Annotated in this window: 17 protein-coding genes and 1 other RNA gene; 5 read left to right on the top strand and 13 right to left on the bottom strand. The window is 37.9% G+C overall.

The window, feature by feature from the left end; all coding sequences use genetic code 11:
- The first annotated feature begins 19 nt into the window (after nucleotides 1-19).
- Entirely contained in the window at nucleotides 20-232 is a 213-nt protein-coding gene (locus E6139_RS15440) for a hypothetical protein (protein WP_316404041.1), read from the top strand.
- Between the two features lie 243 nt (nucleotides 233-475).
- Here the strand turns inward: E6139_RS15440 and E6139_RS15445 are convergent, their stop codons facing one another.
- Both E6139_RS15445 and E6139_RS15450 read right to left on the bottom strand, forming a co-directional pair.
- Nucleotides 476-1,828, bottom strand: coding sequence for a DEAD/DEAH box helicase (locus tag E6139_RS15445; RefSeq protein ID WP_316404043.1), 1,353 nt, complete (start codon nucleotides 1,826-1,828; stop codon nucleotides 476-478).
- A 1-nt stretch (nucleotide 1,829) separates the two neighbouring features.
- Nucleotides 1,830-2,978, bottom strand: coding sequence for a VanZ family protein (locus E6139_RS15450; protein ID WP_316404044.1), 1,149 nt, complete (start codon nucleotides 2,976-2,978; stop codon nucleotides 1,830-1,832).
- Nucleotides 2,979-3,110: 132 nt separating this feature from the next.
- Between E6139_RS15450 and E6139_RS15455 the strand changes: the two genes are divergently transcribed.
- Nucleotides 3,111-3,425: a hypothetical protein gene (locus E6139_RS15455; protein ID WP_316404045.1), complete on the top strand. Its 315-nt coding sequence runs from the start codon at nucleotides 3,111-3,113 to the stop codon at nucleotides 3,423-3,425.
- Nucleotides 3,426-3,437: 12 nt separating this feature from the next.
- On the opposite strand, the gene E6139_RS15460 is transcribed toward E6139_RS15455, so the two are convergent.
- The 6 genes from E6139_RS15460 to E6139_RS15485 all read right to left on the bottom strand — a co-directional run bounded on the left by E6139_RS15460 (nucleotide 3,438) and on the right by E6139_RS15485 (nucleotide 7,425).
- On the bottom strand, nucleotides 3,438-3,785 hold the full coding sequence (locus E6139_RS15460) for a hypothetical protein (RefSeq protein ID WP_316404047.1): 348 nt from the start codon (nucleotides 3,783-3,785) through the stop codon (nucleotides 3,438-3,440).
- A gap of 112 nt (nucleotides 3,786-3,897) precedes the next feature.
- Nucleotides 3,898-4,542, bottom strand: coding sequence for an HD domain-containing protein (locus E6139_RS15465; RefSeq protein ID WP_316404048.1), 645 nt, complete (start codon nucleotides 4,540-4,542; stop codon nucleotides 3,898-3,900).
- Entirely contained in the window at nucleotides 4,532-5,695 is a 1,164-nt protein-coding gene (locus E6139_RS15470; RefSeq protein ID WP_316404050.1) for a class I SAM-dependent RNA methyltransferase, read from the bottom strand. The genes E6139_RS15465 and E6139_RS15470 overlap by 11 nt, the downstream gene beginning before the upstream one ends.
- A 312-nt stretch (nucleotides 5,696-6,007) precedes the next feature.
- Nucleotides 6,008-6,380: RNase P RNA component class B (gene rnpB, locus E6139_RS15475), an RNA gene on the bottom strand.
- Nucleotides 6,381-6,394: 14 nt separating this feature from the next.
- Complete coding sequence (gene gpsB, locus E6139_RS15480) at nucleotides 6,395-6,799, bottom strand: cell division regulator GpsB (protein WP_316404051.1); 405 nt, start codon at nucleotides 6,797-6,799, stop codon at nucleotides 6,395-6,397.
- Between the two features lie 68 nt (nucleotides 6,800-6,867).
- Nucleotides 6,868-7,425: a DUF1273 domain-containing protein gene (locus E6139_RS15485; protein ID WP_316404102.1), complete on the bottom strand. Its 558-nt coding sequence runs from the start codon at nucleotides 7,423-7,425 to the stop codon at nucleotides 6,868-6,870.
- A gap of 81 nt (nucleotides 7,426-7,506) precedes the next feature.
- Between E6139_RS15485 and recU the strand changes: the two genes are divergently transcribed.
- Nucleotides 7,507-8,124 (top strand): Holliday junction resolvase RecU, encoded by a 618-nt coding sequence (gene recU, locus E6139_RS15490; RefSeq protein ID WP_316404052.1) that lies wholly within the window; start codon nucleotides 7,507-7,509, stop codon nucleotides 8,122-8,124.
- Complete coding sequence (locus E6139_RS15495) at nucleotides 8,117-10,441, top strand: PBP1A family penicillin-binding protein (RefSeq protein ID WP_316404054.1); 2,325 nt, start codon at nucleotides 8,117-8,119, stop codon at nucleotides 10,439-10,441. Before recU ends, E6139_RS15495 begins: the two co-directional genes overlap by 8 nt.
- Before the next feature lie 16 nt (nucleotides 10,442-10,457).
- Here the strand turns inward: E6139_RS15495 and nth are convergent, their stop codons facing one another.
- The 5 genes from nth to E6139_RS15520 all read right to left on the bottom strand — a co-directional run bounded on the left by nth (nucleotide 10,458) and on the right by E6139_RS15520 (nucleotide 15,919).
- Nucleotides 10,458-11,111, bottom strand: coding sequence for an endonuclease III (gene nth / locus E6139_RS15500; RefSeq protein ID WP_316404055.1), 654 nt, complete (start codon nucleotides 11,109-11,111; stop codon nucleotides 10,458-10,460).
- Entirely contained in the window at nucleotides 11,104-11,817 is a 714-nt protein-coding gene (locus tag E6139_RS15505) for a DnaD domain protein (RefSeq protein WP_316404057.1), read from the bottom strand. The genes nth and E6139_RS15505 overlap by 8 nt, the downstream gene beginning before the upstream one ends.
- Nucleotides 11,818-11,931: 114 nt before the next feature.
- A complete protein-coding gene (locus E6139_RS15510; RefSeq protein ID WP_316404058.1) occupies nucleotides 11,932-13,275 on the bottom strand; it encodes an FAD-dependent oxidoreductase in 1,344 nt (447 codons plus the stop codon).
- A 314-nt stretch (nucleotides 13,276-13,589) separates the two neighbouring features.
- Complete coding sequence (tkt, locus tag E6139_RS15515) at nucleotides 13,590-15,584, bottom strand: transketolase (RefSeq protein ID WP_316404060.1); 1,995 nt, start codon at nucleotides 15,582-15,584, stop codon at nucleotides 13,590-13,592.
- A 92-nt stretch (nucleotides 15,585-15,676) separates the two neighbouring features.
- Entirely contained in the window at nucleotides 15,677-15,919 is a 243-nt protein-coding gene (locus E6139_RS15520) for a DUF896 family protein (protein WP_316404062.1), read from the bottom strand.
- A gap of 133 nt (nucleotides 15,920-16,052) precedes the next feature.
- On the opposite strand from E6139_RS15520, the gene lexA reads away from it, so the two are divergent.
- Nucleotides 16,053-16,676: a transcriptional repressor LexA gene (gene lexA / locus E6139_RS15525; protein ID WP_316404063.1), complete on the top strand. Its 624-nt coding sequence runs from the start codon at nucleotides 16,053-16,055 to the stop codon at nucleotides 16,674-16,676.
- Nucleotides 16,677-16,754: the final 78 nt, after the last annotated feature.

Consider the following 16,754-nt stretch of genomic DNA (forward strand, 5'->3'; position numbering starts at 1 on the left):
TCAAGAAATGAGGAAAAAGATGATGGAGTATTTTGGAGCTTCTCCAGAACTGCAGGCTACTGCCTTATATTTTTGCTATCAGATTTTCGTTTTAAAACAAAAAATCCCAACGGAATTGGAATTCGATAAATTAGACACCACTGACCCAAAATTTTTAGTTTTCTTTGATGAACAGCATCCTGTGGCAACGACGCGATATCAAAAAATCGATAAAACTTACATTAAATCCTGATCGATTATGTGTTCATTGACTTTTGCCATCGTGGATTAGAAACAAAGCTTTTAAAGTACATTAAGATACTAGCAAGAAAAGAAGATTGTCAAATCTCGGTCCTTATGCGGAAATTATCGCTCAGAAGTTTTATGAAAAGTTAGTATACAAGTAATTTCAGATGTTTTTATAGAAGATGGTACTACTCACGTCAAAATGCAAAAAACTGGTACCCATTACTTAACGGACACCAGTTTCTTCTATTTAAGAGTTATTGGAACGTTTCTTATTCTTACGAGCGCCACGTTCTTCTTGACGACGAGCAACACGCCTTTTTTGTTTATTTGACTCAGAAATAGCACGATCAATTTTCTTCTTATATCCTGGTTTAATTTTTTTCTTCGATTTTTTTACCAGGCCAATCAATGTTGGATCAAGCTCATCTTTTGATTTTTCGCGTTTTTTTCGGCGATTACGATCATAAGTATCTATGATTTCACCATTTTTAATTTCTTTAGGTTGGAAGGTTACTCCTAAATTTTCAATTTGGTTGATATCATTCTCATCACTTGGGCTATATAGAGTGATCGCTGTGCCCTCCAATCCGTTTCGACCAGTCCGACCAACGCGATGGACAAAGAAATCTAGATCCTGTGGAACTTCAGCATTAATGACATGAGAAACCCCTTCTATATCGATTCCACGAGCAGCCAAATCTGTCGCTACAACATATTGATACTCTAAATTTTGTACTTGTCTCATGACCCGTTTTCGTTCTCTCGGAGAAATATCCCCGTGTATCTTCGCAACTCTTAATCCTTGTGATTTTAGGTAACTACTAATCTCATCAACATGTTGTTTAGTATTAGCAAACACAATTGCTAAATAAGGGTGACCAATCGTCAATAATTGATAGATTAGACGGTTTTTATCTTTTCCTTTGGTTGAGATTAGCCAGTTTTCAATCGTATCAGAAATCACTGCTTTTGATTTAATTTCTTCGATAACCGGATTCTCCATATACTTTAATAGGAAAGGACGCAATTTTTCTGGGATTGTCGCAGAGAAAACTAGCATTTGTAGATGTTTAGGTAGACGTCCAGCAATCTGATCAACTTCGTGCAAGAAACCCATGTCCAATGTCATATCTGCTTCATCAACAACAAAATATTGTGCTGTATGAATTTTTAATGCTTGTTCATTCATCATATCTAAGATACGACCTGGCGTCCCAATAACCACATGAGGTTGGTGGGTTGTTAATTTATCCATTTGGCGCTGCTTATCTGTTCCGCCAACAAAGTTTGTGACACGGATCTCATCTGGAGAAAATTGTGCAATCTGAATGGCAGCTTGGTAGATCTGAGTCGCTAATTCCCGGCTAGGTGCCGTGACAACGATTTGCACCTCATCTTTTGTTGCATCGATCTTATTCATTAATGGTAATAAAAACGTATGGGTTTTACCTGAACCTGTTTGGGATTGCCCAACAACGTTTTTGCCTTTTTTAATTAATGGAATAAGTTTTTCTTGAACTGCTGTGGGTTCAGTAAAACCTTTATCCTTGATCGCTTCAAGAATAAATGGCTGAAAATTAAATGATTCAAAAGTTCGCATGTTATACCTCTTTCTTTAACGTACTAATCGTAAACGTGTGACTCGCTTTATCATGGAATAGGCGGGTTTTTCTTCTTATGAGAGCATACAATAAGTTGAATAGAAATAAAAGTAAAATTCCTAAACTCATAAAACCAAATGTGATATAAGCAATAAAAATGGAATGATTATTCTCAGGTAAATTAGTCATTGTAAATATAAAAATCTGCATCAAACCATTCAATAGTAAATAGAATGCGCTATACCGTTTAACTAAGCTCCAAAAGCGAATATGTTCTTGTCCTTTCTCTACAACTTTGATTCGTACTATTTTTTTTCCTACTGTTTGACCATTCCATAGATACATCATTAGCATGAAGTAAATGATAACCTCCAGTGTAAAGCTGGCAATTGGATAATTCAGTAAAGTTCTAAGTTCTATAGGGACGATGCTTGCAAAAAGGCTTAGTACACTACTGAAGAAACCTATCACTATCCAATCAATCATCATTGCCATTAAACGTCTTAGCAATGACACTTTTTGCCCTTTCATTAAAGATTCTGAATCCAATTCATTTCTGGTCGGCAAGAAGAAGGTAAACAATGGTGCACAGATAAACCCAAACGTTCCTCCTAACGTATTGTGTAACAAATCATTCACATCGAATAAACGGTATGGACGAGGATAAATGAAATAAAGTCCACTTAATTGGGTCAATTCAAAGAAAAGAGACAAGCAAAAACTTACTAGAATTGTTTTCCAAAAAGAAAACTTAAAATAATAGCGGCAATATATTCCAAATGGAAAAAGTAGAAAAATATTGAAGACGGGTTCTAAAAAGACACTTTGCTTCATCGCGGGTAAATAGGTACTAGGATTGCTTAATTGCAAAACCGTTTGATTGACAAAGTTTTGCCACGATTGAAATAAATGAAGCTCATAATGTGGACCGGTCATCTGTGCAACTGAACTGATACTAGGTAGTGGTAAGATCACTAAATAATATGCACTTAATAAATAGAAGACAAACGAGTATAAGATTATACTCCTTAACTTGCCTAATTCTCCGTATTTACGATAATAATAAATCAAAATTGGCGCTGTGATAACCATCGCTAAAATTGGAAAAGTCAATACTGCAACTTTGATTGGAAAAATGTAACTGTTCATAAAGAAACTCCCTTATTCAACAAATCTATTTGCCGATCTATTTCTAATCAGCAAGGCTTTTTTCTGAGTTATGGTAAAATGGATACAAGTCTAACGTACTACTAATGAATATCTTAAGGAGGTAAACAATATATGCTTAACCCGCTTTTTGCGTTTGGCGTTCCCGCGGCTTTAATGATTGCTTATATGATTTTCTATTTTGCGAAAAACTTGAAAAACAGCGACTATCGTCGATTTGCCTTAACTTTGATTGCAGTCTTTTTAACAACCTTCAGTTATCAAGTTTATAACTACAGTCAAACGGTCATTTCCCTTACCTCTGCAGAAAGCTTTCAAAAAAACTTTGGTTACAGCCAAGGACGTTTGATTGTACCGTTTGCTTTAGGGGCAGTTCTTACTGTTATCAATGTTTACTATCTTTTTCGTCAATTTAGAAAAAAAGAATAACAGGGTACCCTGTTATTCTTCCAAATCAAAGAATTTGATTTCTACATTATCTAATAATTTCAAGGTATTCAAATCTAAATTAACCCACTCTTTTGAGGCGGGCTGATAGTGATTATCCTCAAAAGACATTTCGATTTCATTCAACAGTTGTTCCGGTGTTCCAAAAAAGCTTCGATCTTTTTTTAGTAAGACACTAATCAGTGCAGGATTCTCTACTAAAAAATAATCCGCCTGATATTTATATAAAATAATTTGATAGGTCTTATTTGTAAGCTTGCAACGGATTGCAAATAACCCCTCAGACAAGCTGGGCATTTTTTCCAAAACTTCTTCGGGACTCAAGATTTCACGATGTAGCATTCAGAGTTCCTCCTAACCAAACATTATTATAGGAGAAAAGTTAGTTCACTGGAAATAATACGTCTTGTCTAAGGGCGTTTTTAACTTTTAGTTGGCAATTTTAGCTACGCTTTTATGACAAATCCCACTCAGCGTAAAACTCCTTTAAAAAATCTTCCATAAAAAGCAAGCGTCTTTGAGCTTCCAGCTTACCTGCTTTAGTATTCATAGTAGCTGGGAGTTTGAATAGTTTTTCATAAAAATGATTGATTACCGTGCTTTTCTTCCGGTATTCCTGTTTGTTTTTAAATTCTTTTGGCGGAATGTTTGGATCATACAACGGGCTTTTTGTGTGTCCGCCATAATATGCCGTTCTTAAAATACCTATTGCTCCTAGTGCATCAATTCGATCAGCATCTTGTACTATCTGCCCTGCTAAAGTTAAATCTGCTTTCCCCTCATCCAATTCCTTAGAGAAAGAAATGTTCTCAATAATCTCAAAAACTTCTTGAAAACTTTTTACAGGAAAATCGAGTTTTTTTAAAAACTTTTTAAGCCGTTCTTTTTCACCCATAACATCTTCTACAACTTTGTCATCAATCACATCATGCAGATAACCTGCCGTTTCAATGATCAATGTATTTGAAATACCCTCTTGTTCGGCTAGTCTTTTGGCTATTTTTGATACACGATCGGCATGATAAAAATCATGTCCGCTGCGATCACCGCCAAGTTTATCTTTTGCATAATCACGAATCACTTCTATCTTATTCTGCATCTGTACGCGGCTTTCTTGGCGGACGTTCTCCCCAATATTGGAATAAATCTGTTCTTATTGCACCGTTATATAATTTTCTTTTCTTTGTAGCTTTGGAACCGTAAAATTCTTCAAACGCCAAATCACTAGTCAAAATGTATTTACTCCAAGTTTTTAATGGGCGGAATACATCGCCCATTTCATGGTATAAGGCGCGAACCTGCTCTTCTTCACCTAACCGTTCGCCGTAAGGAGGGTTGGCTACGATCACACCATATTCTTTCTCCGTTTTGAAATCTTTGACTGCTTGTTGTTTAAATTGAATTGAATCACCCAATCCGATTTCTTCCGCATTCGCCCGAGCAATATCAATCATACGACCATTGATATCAGAACCAGCAATATCCAGTTCAATATCATAATCGGCTACTTCATCAGCCGCGGTCCGAACTTTATCGAAAACTGCCGGATCGAACCAATCCCATGCTTCACAAGCAAAATCACGATTAAATCCAGGAGCAATATTATGTCCGATTAGTGCTGCTTCAATACACAAAGTACCAGACCCACAAACAGGATCATAAAACGGCCGATCTTTCCGCCAATTTGTCAGCAGCACTAAAGCGGCAGCCATATTTTCTTTTAAAGGGGCTCCGCCCTTTTCTAATCGATAACCACGCTTAAATAAGCTTGGCCCTGTTGTATCCAAGGTCAATATTACATGATCTTTTAGCAAAGCCACCTCTAGTTGAAACAATGCTCCAGTTTCGGGTAAAGGAACTCTAGCGGGACGATGATAGACTTCGCGCAGGCGTTCAACAATTGCCTTTTTAGTGATTGATTGACAATCTGGAACACTATACAACTTAGATTTTATTGAACGACCTGCTACTGGAAACTCAGCATCCATTGGTAAGAAATTTTCCCAAGGGATCGCTTTAACTTTTTCAAATAATTCATCAAAAGTAAAAGCATCAAATTCTCCAACGATGATTTTTACACGATCTGCTGTTCGTAGCCATAAGTTTGCCATGGCAATTGTTTCTAAATCACCTTTAAATCTTGCTCGGCCGTTCTCGACCTGACAATCTATTCCTAAATCTCTAAGTTCTTTGCCTACTAATGCTTCAATTCCTGCCGCAGCAGTGGCGATCAAATTATATTGTTCTTCCATAATAGCTCCTTACTACTAATATGATATTGGTCATTTAAATCTATTCCTAAATAATTACTTAACTAACGATTGCTAAAGTCAATTGATTTTTTTGATGAAAAGCAAAAAAATACGATAAGCCTTACGGATGTAAATTCCTTCATCTGAACAATTGAATAAAAAAATCATGTAGCAACCAGCAGAAAGTTATACTCATCAGAAAAATTTTCGAACGAATATGGTTCCACTAATTATAGTAAATCACAAGGTAAAACTCGAAAAAAAGACCTTCACAACACAAAGTTGGAAGGCACACCCTGAATTGCTGCAATTTTCTGTAAGCCATGTTTTGTACGGCGATCAACTCAGGGAAGTGTGATCGTCGTGGTAATCATCTATCTCCGGTATAAATACCGTCTCTTTCATCGTTCATTTCCTTAGAAAAAGCGCCCCTACCATAGTTTGGGTTGCTCGCTCGAGGGGTTTACCGCGTTCCACCATTTTGATTTCTCAAAATGCTTCGTCACTGTGGCACTTTCAAGAATACTCAGACATAGATTGCTCCTTAGTCTTTTTTTCTGCCGTTACTTCAAAAGAAGTACCCTAGCTTATGATTTCGCTAAGCACGAACACTACAAACATCTCAGTTTGTGCGAGCATGGACTTTCCTCAGCCAGCGTACTGCCAACCGCGATCACCCAAAAATTGCATCATTCAAAATTAAAATTGACGAGTTTTCTCGATATCAGTCTCATCTTGTGTGTAGCTTTGCCCAAAATCAGAAGGAGCCGCTTGGTTGGATGCTTGTTGGTCAAGCTTCTTACCAAACACTTCTCTTTCAAGATTTGATAAACGTTTCAAGATATCAAAATTTGTTACAGCCGAACTCTTAGGCGCCGCTTCTTTCACACGTGAAGGTGCTGGTTGAGCTTTTGATAGTTGTTCGACTTTTGCTTTCAAACGATCGTTTTCTTCTCTCAACGTTAATAATTCTTTGTTATAAGCTTCATAATCTTTGATTACATTGTCCAAAAATTCGTCGACTTCGATTGGATCGTATCCGCGCATTTTTGTTTTAAATTCTTGCTCCAAAATATCATTAGGAGTATAGATTACATTCGCCATTTTTCCACCTCATTAGCTCTTATCTTAATTTACTTTCCTATACATTCTAGCGGATATATCTGAGGAAATCAAACACTATCCCCAAAGTCTAAGGAATTTTCTAAATCATCCATAGTAATTGTTAACATTTCATATGAATTTTTCTCTTGATATTTTTCGACATCAGCCAAGAAGAACTGACTTTTACCTGGATATTCTGCATCATAGACTACTAATGTAGCATCTGTATGTTGCAGTAAAAAACTTACATGATTTTTAAATTGTCCGGGGTTTTGGTACGGATGATGACTGACGGAATCCACAAAATCCGCTGTTTGCACAAGCTCGCTTAAATATAATTGATTGTGTTCTTTCCAGTTACTTCCGAACTCTTCAAAAGGAAAAATAATTGCTAATTTAATTTCTGGATACTCTTCTTTTAATTCATTGACAATTTGACCTGCCCATATTTCTGTACCAAGACTTCCGCTAATCATTACCCATTCCAATCCATTTTCAATTAAAGCTGTAAGTTCTCTTTTTAAAACATTCTTAATCACTTGCACACGTGGATCATTCTCACTAAAAATTCCCAGCTCATAGCTTTGGTAACCGGTCACGTATAAACGCTGTATTATTTCATTCATTGCATTTTCCTTACTTTCACTTAAAAATAAAATATCTTTCAAAAAAATTTGCTATAATAGCAAACAGGAGTGTGATGAAAAATGACCTTTCACTACCCTAATGGTCAGCTATTTTCACAAAAGAATCCAGCCGAACGCTCATTAAAAAAAGAGACTACGTTTGCTAATCGTGGTATGCGCTTTGAAGAAGCGATTAATCAAAGCAATGAATACTACCTAACTCATGATAGAGCAGTTGTTCATAAAAAGCCAACGCCGCTCCAGATTGTAAAGGTCGATTACCCCAAACGAAGTGCCGCAGTTATCAAAGAAGCTTACTTTAGACAGCCTTCTACAACTGATTATAATGGCGTTTATCATGGATACTATTTAGATTTTGAAGCAAAGGAAACAAAAAACAAAACCTCTTTCCCGCTTAAAAATTTTCATCAGCATCAAATCACTCATATGCAGCAATGCTTGAAGCAAGATGCGATTTGTTTTGTTTTATTATGGTTTTCCAGCTTAAATCGTTGCTTTTTTCTTTCTGCCGAAGAACTGGTACACTATTGGCAGACTCAAGAAAATGGCAAAAAATCAATACCGTTAAAACTTATAGAAACAGTTGGTATCGAGATCACACCGCAAATTGCCCCAAGAATCCCTTACTTGCAAGCGGTGGAACAATATCTTGAAAAAAGGAGTTCATTAAATGGCTAATCCCTCACGTTCGCAAAAAAATGTGCGAACCTCTCAAGGAAAGAAACCTAAACAAAAAACAAAAAAGAATCGCCATATCGGATTGAAAATTGCGATTGCGATTGTTGGATTTCTCTGTGCAATCTTACTCACAGGTATCGGAGTCTTTTTCTTCTATGTTAAGGATGCACCCACTCTTAGCGAAAAAAAATTAGATGCTACTGTCTCGTCAAAACTGCTTGACAGTAATGGAGAAATTTTCGAAGATCTTGGAGCTGAAAAACGAGAAAAGGTCAGTGCTACAAAGATTCCGCAAGAATTAGATGATGCGATTGTCTCAGTTGAAGATCGCCGGTTCTTTAAGCATAATGGTGTTGATCCTGTTCGAATCGCCGGTTCTGCTTTACACAATCTCACTAACAAAGGCGGACTACAAGGTGGTAGTACCTTGACTCAACAATTAGTGAAACTTTCCTTCTTCTCCACAACAACGGAAGAAGCAGATAAAACCTTGCGAAGAAAAGCGCAAGAAGCCTGGCTGGCGATTCAGCTTGAGAAAAAACATTCAAAACAAGAAATCTTGACCTACTATATTAATAAAGTGTACATGGCAAATGGCCTTTATGGAATGGAAACAGCCGCTGAAAATTACTTTGGCAAAGAGTTGCAGCATTTGACACTAGCTCAAACTGCGCTACTGGCAGGAATGCCACAAGCGCCGAACTCATATGATCCTTATAAACATCCTGAAGCGGCAAAAGAACGAAGAGATACTGTTTTGTACACGATGTTGAATAATAAAAAAATCTCTCAAGAAGACTATGACAAAGCCACGAAAGAACCAATTGATCAAGGGTTATTGACGTTGGAGACGGATAATCAAGAACGTAAGGTAGCTGATAACTATGTCAAAGAAGTTATTGCGCAGGTTGAATCAAAAACTGGGAAAAATGTCTATACAGATGGTTTGGAAATCTATACTAATTTAGATATGGATGCTCAAAATCGGCTGTACTCGATCGTAAATGGTGATGAATACGTTCAGTATCCTGATGAAGACTTGCAGATTGCTGCTACTCTGGTTGATAGTAAAACTGGGAAAGTTACTGCTCAGATCGGTGGTAGAAATATCGCCGATGATGTATATCTAGGGTTGAATCGAGCTGTAAGTACCAATCGCGATTTTGGTTCAACAGTTAAGCCTATTACTGATTACGCTCCAGCTTTTGAATACCAAAAAAGAACATTCACTGGAGATCGAATTGACGACCAACCATATACCTATGAAGGAACAAAAACGGAAGTTAAAAACTGGGACAACAGTTATCAGGGAAATATTACCTTACGTCAGGCGTTGTATGATTCACGAAATGTTCCGGCAGTAAAACTATTCAATGAGGTTGGGCCTGAAAATGTATCGAAGTTTCTTAAAAAGCTAGGGATACAGTATAAGGATATTCAGCAAGCCAACGCGATTTCAAGTAATACAGAAACTCAAGATGGAACAAAGTATGGAATTTCAACTGAAAAAATGGCGGCTGCTTATGCTGCATTCGCAAATGGCGGGACTTACAATGAACCGCTATACATTAATAAAATCAAGTATCAAGATGGCTCGGAAGAAAAATTTGAAAATAAAGGAAAAAAAGCGATGGAACCTTACACCGCTTACATGATTACTGATATTTTGAAAGATGTAATTTCAAAAGGTACAGGAACCTATGCACAAATTCCTAATTTATTCCAAGCTGGAAAAACTGGAACTTCAAATTATACTGATGATGAACTAGCAAAGATTCCTCATTACGGATCAATCTCTCCAGATGTGATGTTTACTGGGTATACAACCCATTATTCATTATCGGTCTGGGCTGGATATGATAAACGAACGACACCAATAACGACTCAATCGGAAAATATTGCTCAAGATGTTTATCGTGAAATGATGAGTTATGCATCGGAAAATGTTACGAATGAGGATTGGGTAATGCCAAATGATGTACTTAGAATCGGAAATGAGCTTTACGTAAAAGGAGCCTCATCTGTTCCGACACAACCTAGTAATACGTACCAACGTTCGTACTACAGCACCACTTACAGCAGTGAAGTAGTTAGCTCGACTAGCAGTAGCGATTCAGCCGCTAGCATATCGGAATCGTCAACAGTTACTCCGCCTGAAAGCAGTAGCGAAGCTCCATCAAGCTCTGCTTCAGCACCTGATCCGACACCGAGTCCTTCTTCATCTGCTGAACCACAGCCTTCTCAACCATCGTCTAGTAGCCAACCTCCTACTCAGACACCAGCTGTGCAAAATGAACAACCCAGATCAACGAATTAAAAAAAAGCCGCTCGAATCATTTTCGAGCGGCTTTTAGTCTGTCTTTTCCATCCTGACACATATCTAATAAAGGGCAAATTTCACATTTTGGAGCTCGGGCAGTACAATGATAGCGTCCGAAGAAAATCAAAGTATGATGACTTTTCACCCATAACTCTTTTGGTATTTTTCGCATTAAGGTCGATTCAACCTCCGTTACCGATGCGCTTAATTTACAGATCCGCAAACGTTTAGTAACACGTTCAACATGAGTGTCGACAGCGATAGCAGGAATCCCATAGGCATCGCCAAGCACCACGTTTGCTGTCTTTCGTCCGACGCCGGGTAATTTAACCAACTCCTCTCGAGATGATGGAACAATACCACCGTAATTATCAAGGAGCATTTGTGCACAAGCTTTGATATTTTTAGCTTTATTACGGTATAAACCAATCGTTTTTATTTTTTTAATAATATCTTTTATCGGAGCTTGTGCTAACGCTTCTGGTGTCGGATAAGCAGCGAAAAGAGCAGGAGTCGCTTTGTTTACTGAAACATCCGTTGCCTGAGCACTTAGAATCACCGCGATCAATAGTTGAAATGGTGAATCAGAATGAAGCTCTCCAATTGCATCTGGAAACATTTCATACATACGCGACAAAGCTTCCATTGTTTTTTCTTTATTAAGCATCCGGATCTTTCCCTTCTAACCAATTGTATAAAGAAACTTTAGGAAGTTCTTCCGAATGTTGTTTCTCTTCCTCTTTTTGCAACAAGATTTGTTTTCGGCGTCGCTGTTCTTCTTCAACTTGAGCTTTTGATCGAATATTTTTCTTTTCCCAGCTTTGCAGGACCGTTTCAATGTATTTAAAATTGTAGGCTTGATTCAATACAGCTTCTTGCAATGCTAATTCTATTAAAGCCGGCGAATAATGATCATCGTTCAACCAGTAGCCAATTTTTTGATATTCAATGGGTGATAACGGACGACCGAACTCCTGTTCGAACGAGCGTAGCATTTTCCTCTGGGCAACTAAATCATTTTCTTCTTCTGCCTCAAAGCGTTGTTGTTCCTTCAATATTTCTAGTTTTTCAAAAGCTGGTAGTAAATTGTAATGGTCACTCTGCTTCCCTTGTTCATCTAAGGCGGTTTCAAGAGAAACGAACTCTTTCTCAACAAGCGTGTTCAGCGCGGCATAGATTTTTTCGGTTGTACTTCCCATGTTTTTGGCAATTAAAGTCAGATCGGGAAAATCTTCCCCTGCTTGGTGTGCTGCATAAAGCTGTAGCCATAACATAAATTCACCAGTGCTTAACCCCAATTTTGTATAATTTTGCAATAGCAGATTAGATATCGTCGTTTCTCCACCTGCCAAATAATCTTTCAATGAAATCATTCGAAATCCTCCGTTCACTTTTTTAGTTTACACTAAAAAAACTGGAAGTCCAATACTAGCAAAAAGTTCTTAATAAGCAAAAAAAACAGGAGGGACTTTCCTCCTGTCATTGCTTTATTCTGCTTCAGCTAATGCCGCTTGAGCTAGAATATTCAAGTAGTTCCACGGACGGTCAAAGTGTGGTTGGAAGAAGAAATCTTGTAATGCTAAATCTTCCAATGTCATGCCGTTTTGGATTGCTATGGATAGGGTGTTAGCTGACTGTGTAATATCATATTTTGATAAAAATTGGGCTCCTAAAATCTTATTTGTTCCCTTTTCTGAAACGATCTCCATCAAAACTTTTTCCGTTGTCGGCATGAACTCTGGACGATAGTTGTCTTCAATCACTGTTACATTTGCATCAATTCCATTTAGCGCTGCACTTTCCTTGGTTAATCCAGTTGAGCCGATTGTCCATCCAAATAAATAAAGTCCTGAAGTTCCTTGTGTTCCGCGATATTTCATTTTTTGTTCGACTAAGTTGTGCCCAACAAGCATGCCTTGACGTACAGCGTTCGTCGCTAGAGGAATGTATTGATCCTGTCCTGTAGGATTATAGTGAACAACTGTTGAATCACCAGCAGAGAAGATATCTGGATCACTTGATTGCATGTACTCATTAACTTTGATCGCACCACTTGGTAACATATCGACTTTTCCTTTAAGCAATTCTGTATTAGGACGAAATCCTACACACAAAATAACCATATCAGCATCGACTTCTTTGCTTGCTGTTACGACTTTTTTTACTGAACCAGCTTCATCAGCAACAAATTCTTCCACATTTTCGCCTAACGCTAAAGTAACACCTCGATCAACCAATTCTTTTTCTAATCGGCTGGTAAAAGGCTCGTCTAAATATTTATTTAAAATTCTAGAAAGACCGTCAATCAGCGTAACTTCTTTACCTGATTCAGCGAATGCCTCGACAAGTTCTATACCTATATATCCTCCACCGACTACAACCACTTTCTTCGCTTCTTTGGCTTGCTCAATGATTACATTTGCCTGATTATAGTTTTTGCACAAAAGAATATTTTTAGAATCAATTCCTTTGATTGGAGGAATAATTGGCCAAGAGCCAGTAGTAACAACTAATTTATCATAATCAACAATTTTTTCTTCGTTTGTTTTTAAATCTTTTGCTGTTACTTTTTTAGCATCTGTATCAATGTTTGTTACATCGTGTTCCATGTTCACTTTTGCACCTAAAGAAGCAAGTTCTTCAGGATTAGAATAAAATAGACCCGCTGGATCCTTAACAACTCCACCCACGTATAAAGCGATTCCACAAGATAAGAAAGAAACATTATCATTTCGTTCAAACACTGTGACATCAGCATCTGGGTGATTTGCCAAAATATTTTTAACGGCTGCGGTACCGGCATGTGTACATCCTACTACTACTACTTTCATTGTCATCCCACTTTCGTTGATTCGTTTTTTTGTTTGCAATTTTTTGCACAAGGACAGTATAACAGAATTTGTATTCTGTCTAAATTATTTTGCTCACAGACAAACATTTTTATATCTTTTAAAGATTCTTTGTAAGCGGGTAACATTGCGTGCTGATCATAATTTAATTATGTTAACTATTTGAAGCTTAATCGGACTTACGTTCTTTTCTAAATCAAGTAATAGTTAATGATTTAAGGCTTTTTTGATTATTGTTCTAATTATCGGAATAAAAAAACTGAGAAGGATACCCTTCTCAGTTAGATATAGATGAATTATAATTCGTTAAAAGTATTTACTACGTTTTCAACAGTAAAGCCGAATTGTTCTAAGACATAATCGCCAGGTGCAGACGCGCCAAAGTGATCAATGCCGATCATTTTTCCTTCTGAACCGATATAACGTTCCCAGCCAAATGGAGAAGCGGCTTCGATTGCTACGCGTTTTGTGATTGCTTTCGGTAAGACGGATTCTTTGTACGCTTCATCTTGTGCTTCGAACAAATCAAAGCTTGGCAATGATACGACTGAAACATCTTTACCTTGCGCCTTCAAGTCTTTTTGCGCCTGAACTGCTAAGTTTACTTCAGAACCTGTAGCAATTAGAATACCATCTGGTGTATCAGAATCAGCTTTAGCGATCACATAACCACCTCTAGCGACGCCTTCCTTAGCCGTATTCTTACTGTTTGGTAAAACTGGTAAGTTTTGACGACTTAAGACTAAGATTGTTGGTTTGTTTTTCGTTTCTAAGGCTTGAATCCATGCTGCTGAAGTTTCATTACCATCAGCTGGACGAATGACTTGCACATTTGGCATGCAACGAACACTTGCTAACTGTTCGATTGGTTCATGTGTTGGTCCATCTTCACCAACAGCCACAGAATCATGTGTCAATACATAAATGACCGGTAAGTTTTGGATTGCTGACATTCGAACCGCTGGACGTAGGTAATCAGTAAATACAAAGAATGTTCCGCCATATACACGTGTACCACCATGTAGATGGATACCATTCATTGCACTTGCCATCGCAAATTCACGAACACCAAACCAGATATTACGACCTTCATAAGAATCAGGCTGGAATTCTTTTTCATCAGCAATTGTTGTATTATTTGAACCTGACAAGTCAGCAGAGCCGCCCCATACGTTAGGGATAGCTTTTGCGATTGCTTGAATCGCATCTTTACTTGATACTCGACTTGCTTGAGCAGTGCCTTCTTCATAAACTGGCAAAGCTTCTTCCCAGTTTTCTGGAAGTTCGCCAGCAAATACCATCTTGAATTGTTCCGCTAATTCAGGATGAGCTTTTTCATAGTTTGCAAACATCGCATCCCAGTCCGCTTCTGTTTTAGCGCCTTTGTCATTGATTTCTTCTTTGAAACGTTTTGCTACTTCTTCTGGAACGGTAAAATCAGGGTATTCCCAACCATAAACAGTTTTTGCAGCATCAATACCATCTTGTCCGATCGGTGCTCCGTGAACTGCTGAGGTACCTTCTTTAGGCGATCCAAAACCGATCACTGTTTTAATTTCGATCAAAGTTGGTTTTTCTGTTTCAGCCTTCGCTTCATCAATCGCTTTAGAAATTGCTTCTAGGTCGTTGCCATCTTTAACTAAAATATGTTGCCAGCCATACGCTTCATAGCGAGCCCCAACGTTTTCAGTGAATGCTTTTGATGTTGGTCCATCTAGCGAAATATCATTTGAATCGTATAATACGATTAATTTACCAAGCTTCATATGACCAGCCATTGAGCTAGCCTCACCAGAAACACCTTCCATTAAGTCGCCATCACCACATAGTGCATAGGTGTAATGATCCATAACCTTAAAGCTGTCGCGGTTATAAGTGGCAGCCAAATGTGCTTCAGCCATCGCCATCCCAACAGAAGTCGAAATACCTTGACCTAAAGGACCTGAAGTTGCTTCAACCCCATCTGTATGATGGAACTCAGGGTGCCCGGGTGTTTTGCTTTCCCATTGACGGAAATTCTTCAAGTCGTCAATGGTTACCTGATAGCCTGCAAGATGCAACAAGCTGTAGAGCATTGCAGAACCATGACCCGCAGATAAAATGAAACGGTCGCGGTTTGGCCAATTTAATGAAGTTGCTGGATTGACATTCAAATGCTTCGTCCATAAAGCATAAGCCATTGGTGCTGCCCCCATTGGTAAACCTGGATGACCTGAGTTTGCTTTTTGAATTGCCTCAATACTTAACGTTCTGATTGTGTTTACACCTAGTTGATCGATTTTGTCGAACAAGTTAGTTCCTCCTTTTTGGTCATAAATACTTTAATTACAGATTTATTGTAACCGATTTATTATGACTTTTCAATCACTTACCAACAAAAGATTTACTTTCTGTTGTGTAATCCTTTTTTCTTTTGAATCTTTTTAAGCTTTTCAGGAGTCACATCGTTGCCTTCTGGGTCAACGACTTTCATTCCTTCTATATGATGGCGCATTCCGCTACGAAATGAAGCAATGTACTCTTCACGCAAAACCTTTTGTTCATGTGCTTCTGCATCTGTTAAACCCACGGTTTTCTTTTTCTTTGCTAATTCGTTAATTCTTGCAATTGTTTCATCATTGATCATCCTTAGCACCTCTTTTCCCCTTCTAATTATACATAAAAAAAAATAAGTTGAAAGTACCAAGAAATACGAACGCTTGTTTGATTTGTTTGAATAACTATGCTACACTAAAAAAAAATGAAAGAAGGTGCGGGCATTGGCAAAAAGAACGGAAACAAAACAGTTAGAAGTTTTACGTTTCATTCATGAACGCGTTGAAAATAAAGGTTACCCACCAACTGTGAGAGAAATCGGAGAAGCTGTAAATCTTTCATCTACTTCTACAGTCCATGGCCATTTATCCAGATTAGAAAAGAAAGGTTGGATCCAACGAGACCCAACAAAACCAAGAGCAATCGAATTAACTATGGTTGGTCTAGAAAAAATTGGAGCTACCCCGCAAGTTATACCTATGTTAGGAGTTGTTACCGCCGGGGAGCCAATTTTAGCAGTAGAAGAAGCATCAGATTTCTTCCCAGTTCCTCCAGATCTTTCAAGTGAGGAAGGCAGCCTATTCATGTTGACGATTCGTGGAGATAGTATGATTAATGCGGGGATCTACGATGGTGACCATGTCATTGTTAGAAAGCAATCGACAGCGACCAATGGTGAAATCGTAATCGCTATGACTGACGATAATGAAGCGACTTGTAAGAGGTTTTACCGCGAAGCTGATTACATTCGCTTGCAACCAGAAAATGATGAGTTAGCACCATTAATTTTCGACAATGTATCTATTCTTGGAAAAGTTGTCGGCTTGTACCGTAATCATATCTATTAATCGGAATTCACTTCCGATTATTTTTTTCTTTACAAAACGAACAAACATTCGTATAATGATTATACAAACACACGTTCG

Origin of the sequence: Enterococcus sp. (assembly GCF_032555305.1) — a bacterium.
In the GTDB taxonomy this organism is placed as follows: domain Bacteria; phylum Bacillota; class Bacilli; order Lactobacillales; family Enterococcaceae; genus Enterococcus_A.

Coding starts and splice junctions, on each gene's coding strand:
- E6139_RS15440 (WP_316404041.1), top strand. CDS start 20: ATGATGGAGTATTTTGGAGCTTCTCCAGAACTGCAGGCTACTGCCTTA.
- E6139_RS15445 (WP_316404043.1), bottom strand. CDS start 1,828: ATGCGAACTTTTGAATCATTTAATTTTCAGCCATTTATTCTTGAAGCG.
- E6139_RS15450 (WP_316404044.1), bottom strand. CDS start 2,978: ATGAACAGTTACATTTTTCCAATCAAAGTTGCAGTATTGACTTTTCCA.
- E6139_RS15455 (WP_316404045.1), top strand. CDS start 3,111: ATGCTTAACCCGCTTTTTGCGTTTGGCGTTCCCGCGGCTTTAATGATT.
- E6139_RS15460 (WP_316404047.1), bottom strand. CDS start 3,785: ATGCTACATCGTGAAATCTTGAGTCCCGAAGAAGTTTTGGAAAAAATG.
- E6139_RS15465 (WP_316404048.1), bottom strand. CDS start 4,542: ATGCAGAATAAGATAGAAGTGATTCGTGATTATGCAAAAGATAAACTT.
- E6139_RS15470 (WP_316404050.1), bottom strand. CDS start 5,695: ATGGAAGAACAATATAATTTGATCGCCACTGCTGCGGCAGGAATTGAA.
- gpsB (WP_316404051.1), bottom strand. CDS start 6,799: ATGGCGAATGTAATCTATACTCCTAATGATATTTTGGAGCAAGAATTT.
- E6139_RS15485 (WP_316404102.1), bottom strand. CDS start 7,425: ATGAATGAAATAATACAGCGTTTATACGTGACCGGTTACCAAAGCTAT.
- recU (WP_316404052.1), top strand. CDS start 7,507: ATGACCTTTCACTACCCTAATGGTCAGCTATTTTCACAAAAGAATCCA.
- E6139_RS15495 (WP_316404054.1), top strand. CDS start 8,117: ATGGCTAATCCCTCACGTTCGCAAAAAAATGTGCGAACCTCTCAAGGA.
- nth (WP_316404055.1), bottom strand. CDS start 11,111: ATGCTTAATAAAGAAAAAACAATGGAAGCTTTGTCGCGTATGTATGAA.
- E6139_RS15505 (WP_316404057.1), bottom strand. CDS start 11,817: ATGATTTCATTGAAAGATTATTTGGCAGGTGGAGAAACGACGATATCT.
- E6139_RS15510 (WP_316404058.1), bottom strand. CDS start 13,275: ATGAAAGTAGTAGTAGTAGGATGTACACATGCCGGTACCGCAGCCGTT.
- E6139_RS15520 (WP_316404062.1), bottom strand. CDS start 15,919: ATGATCAATGATGAAACAATTGCAAGAATTAACGAATTAGCAAAGAAA.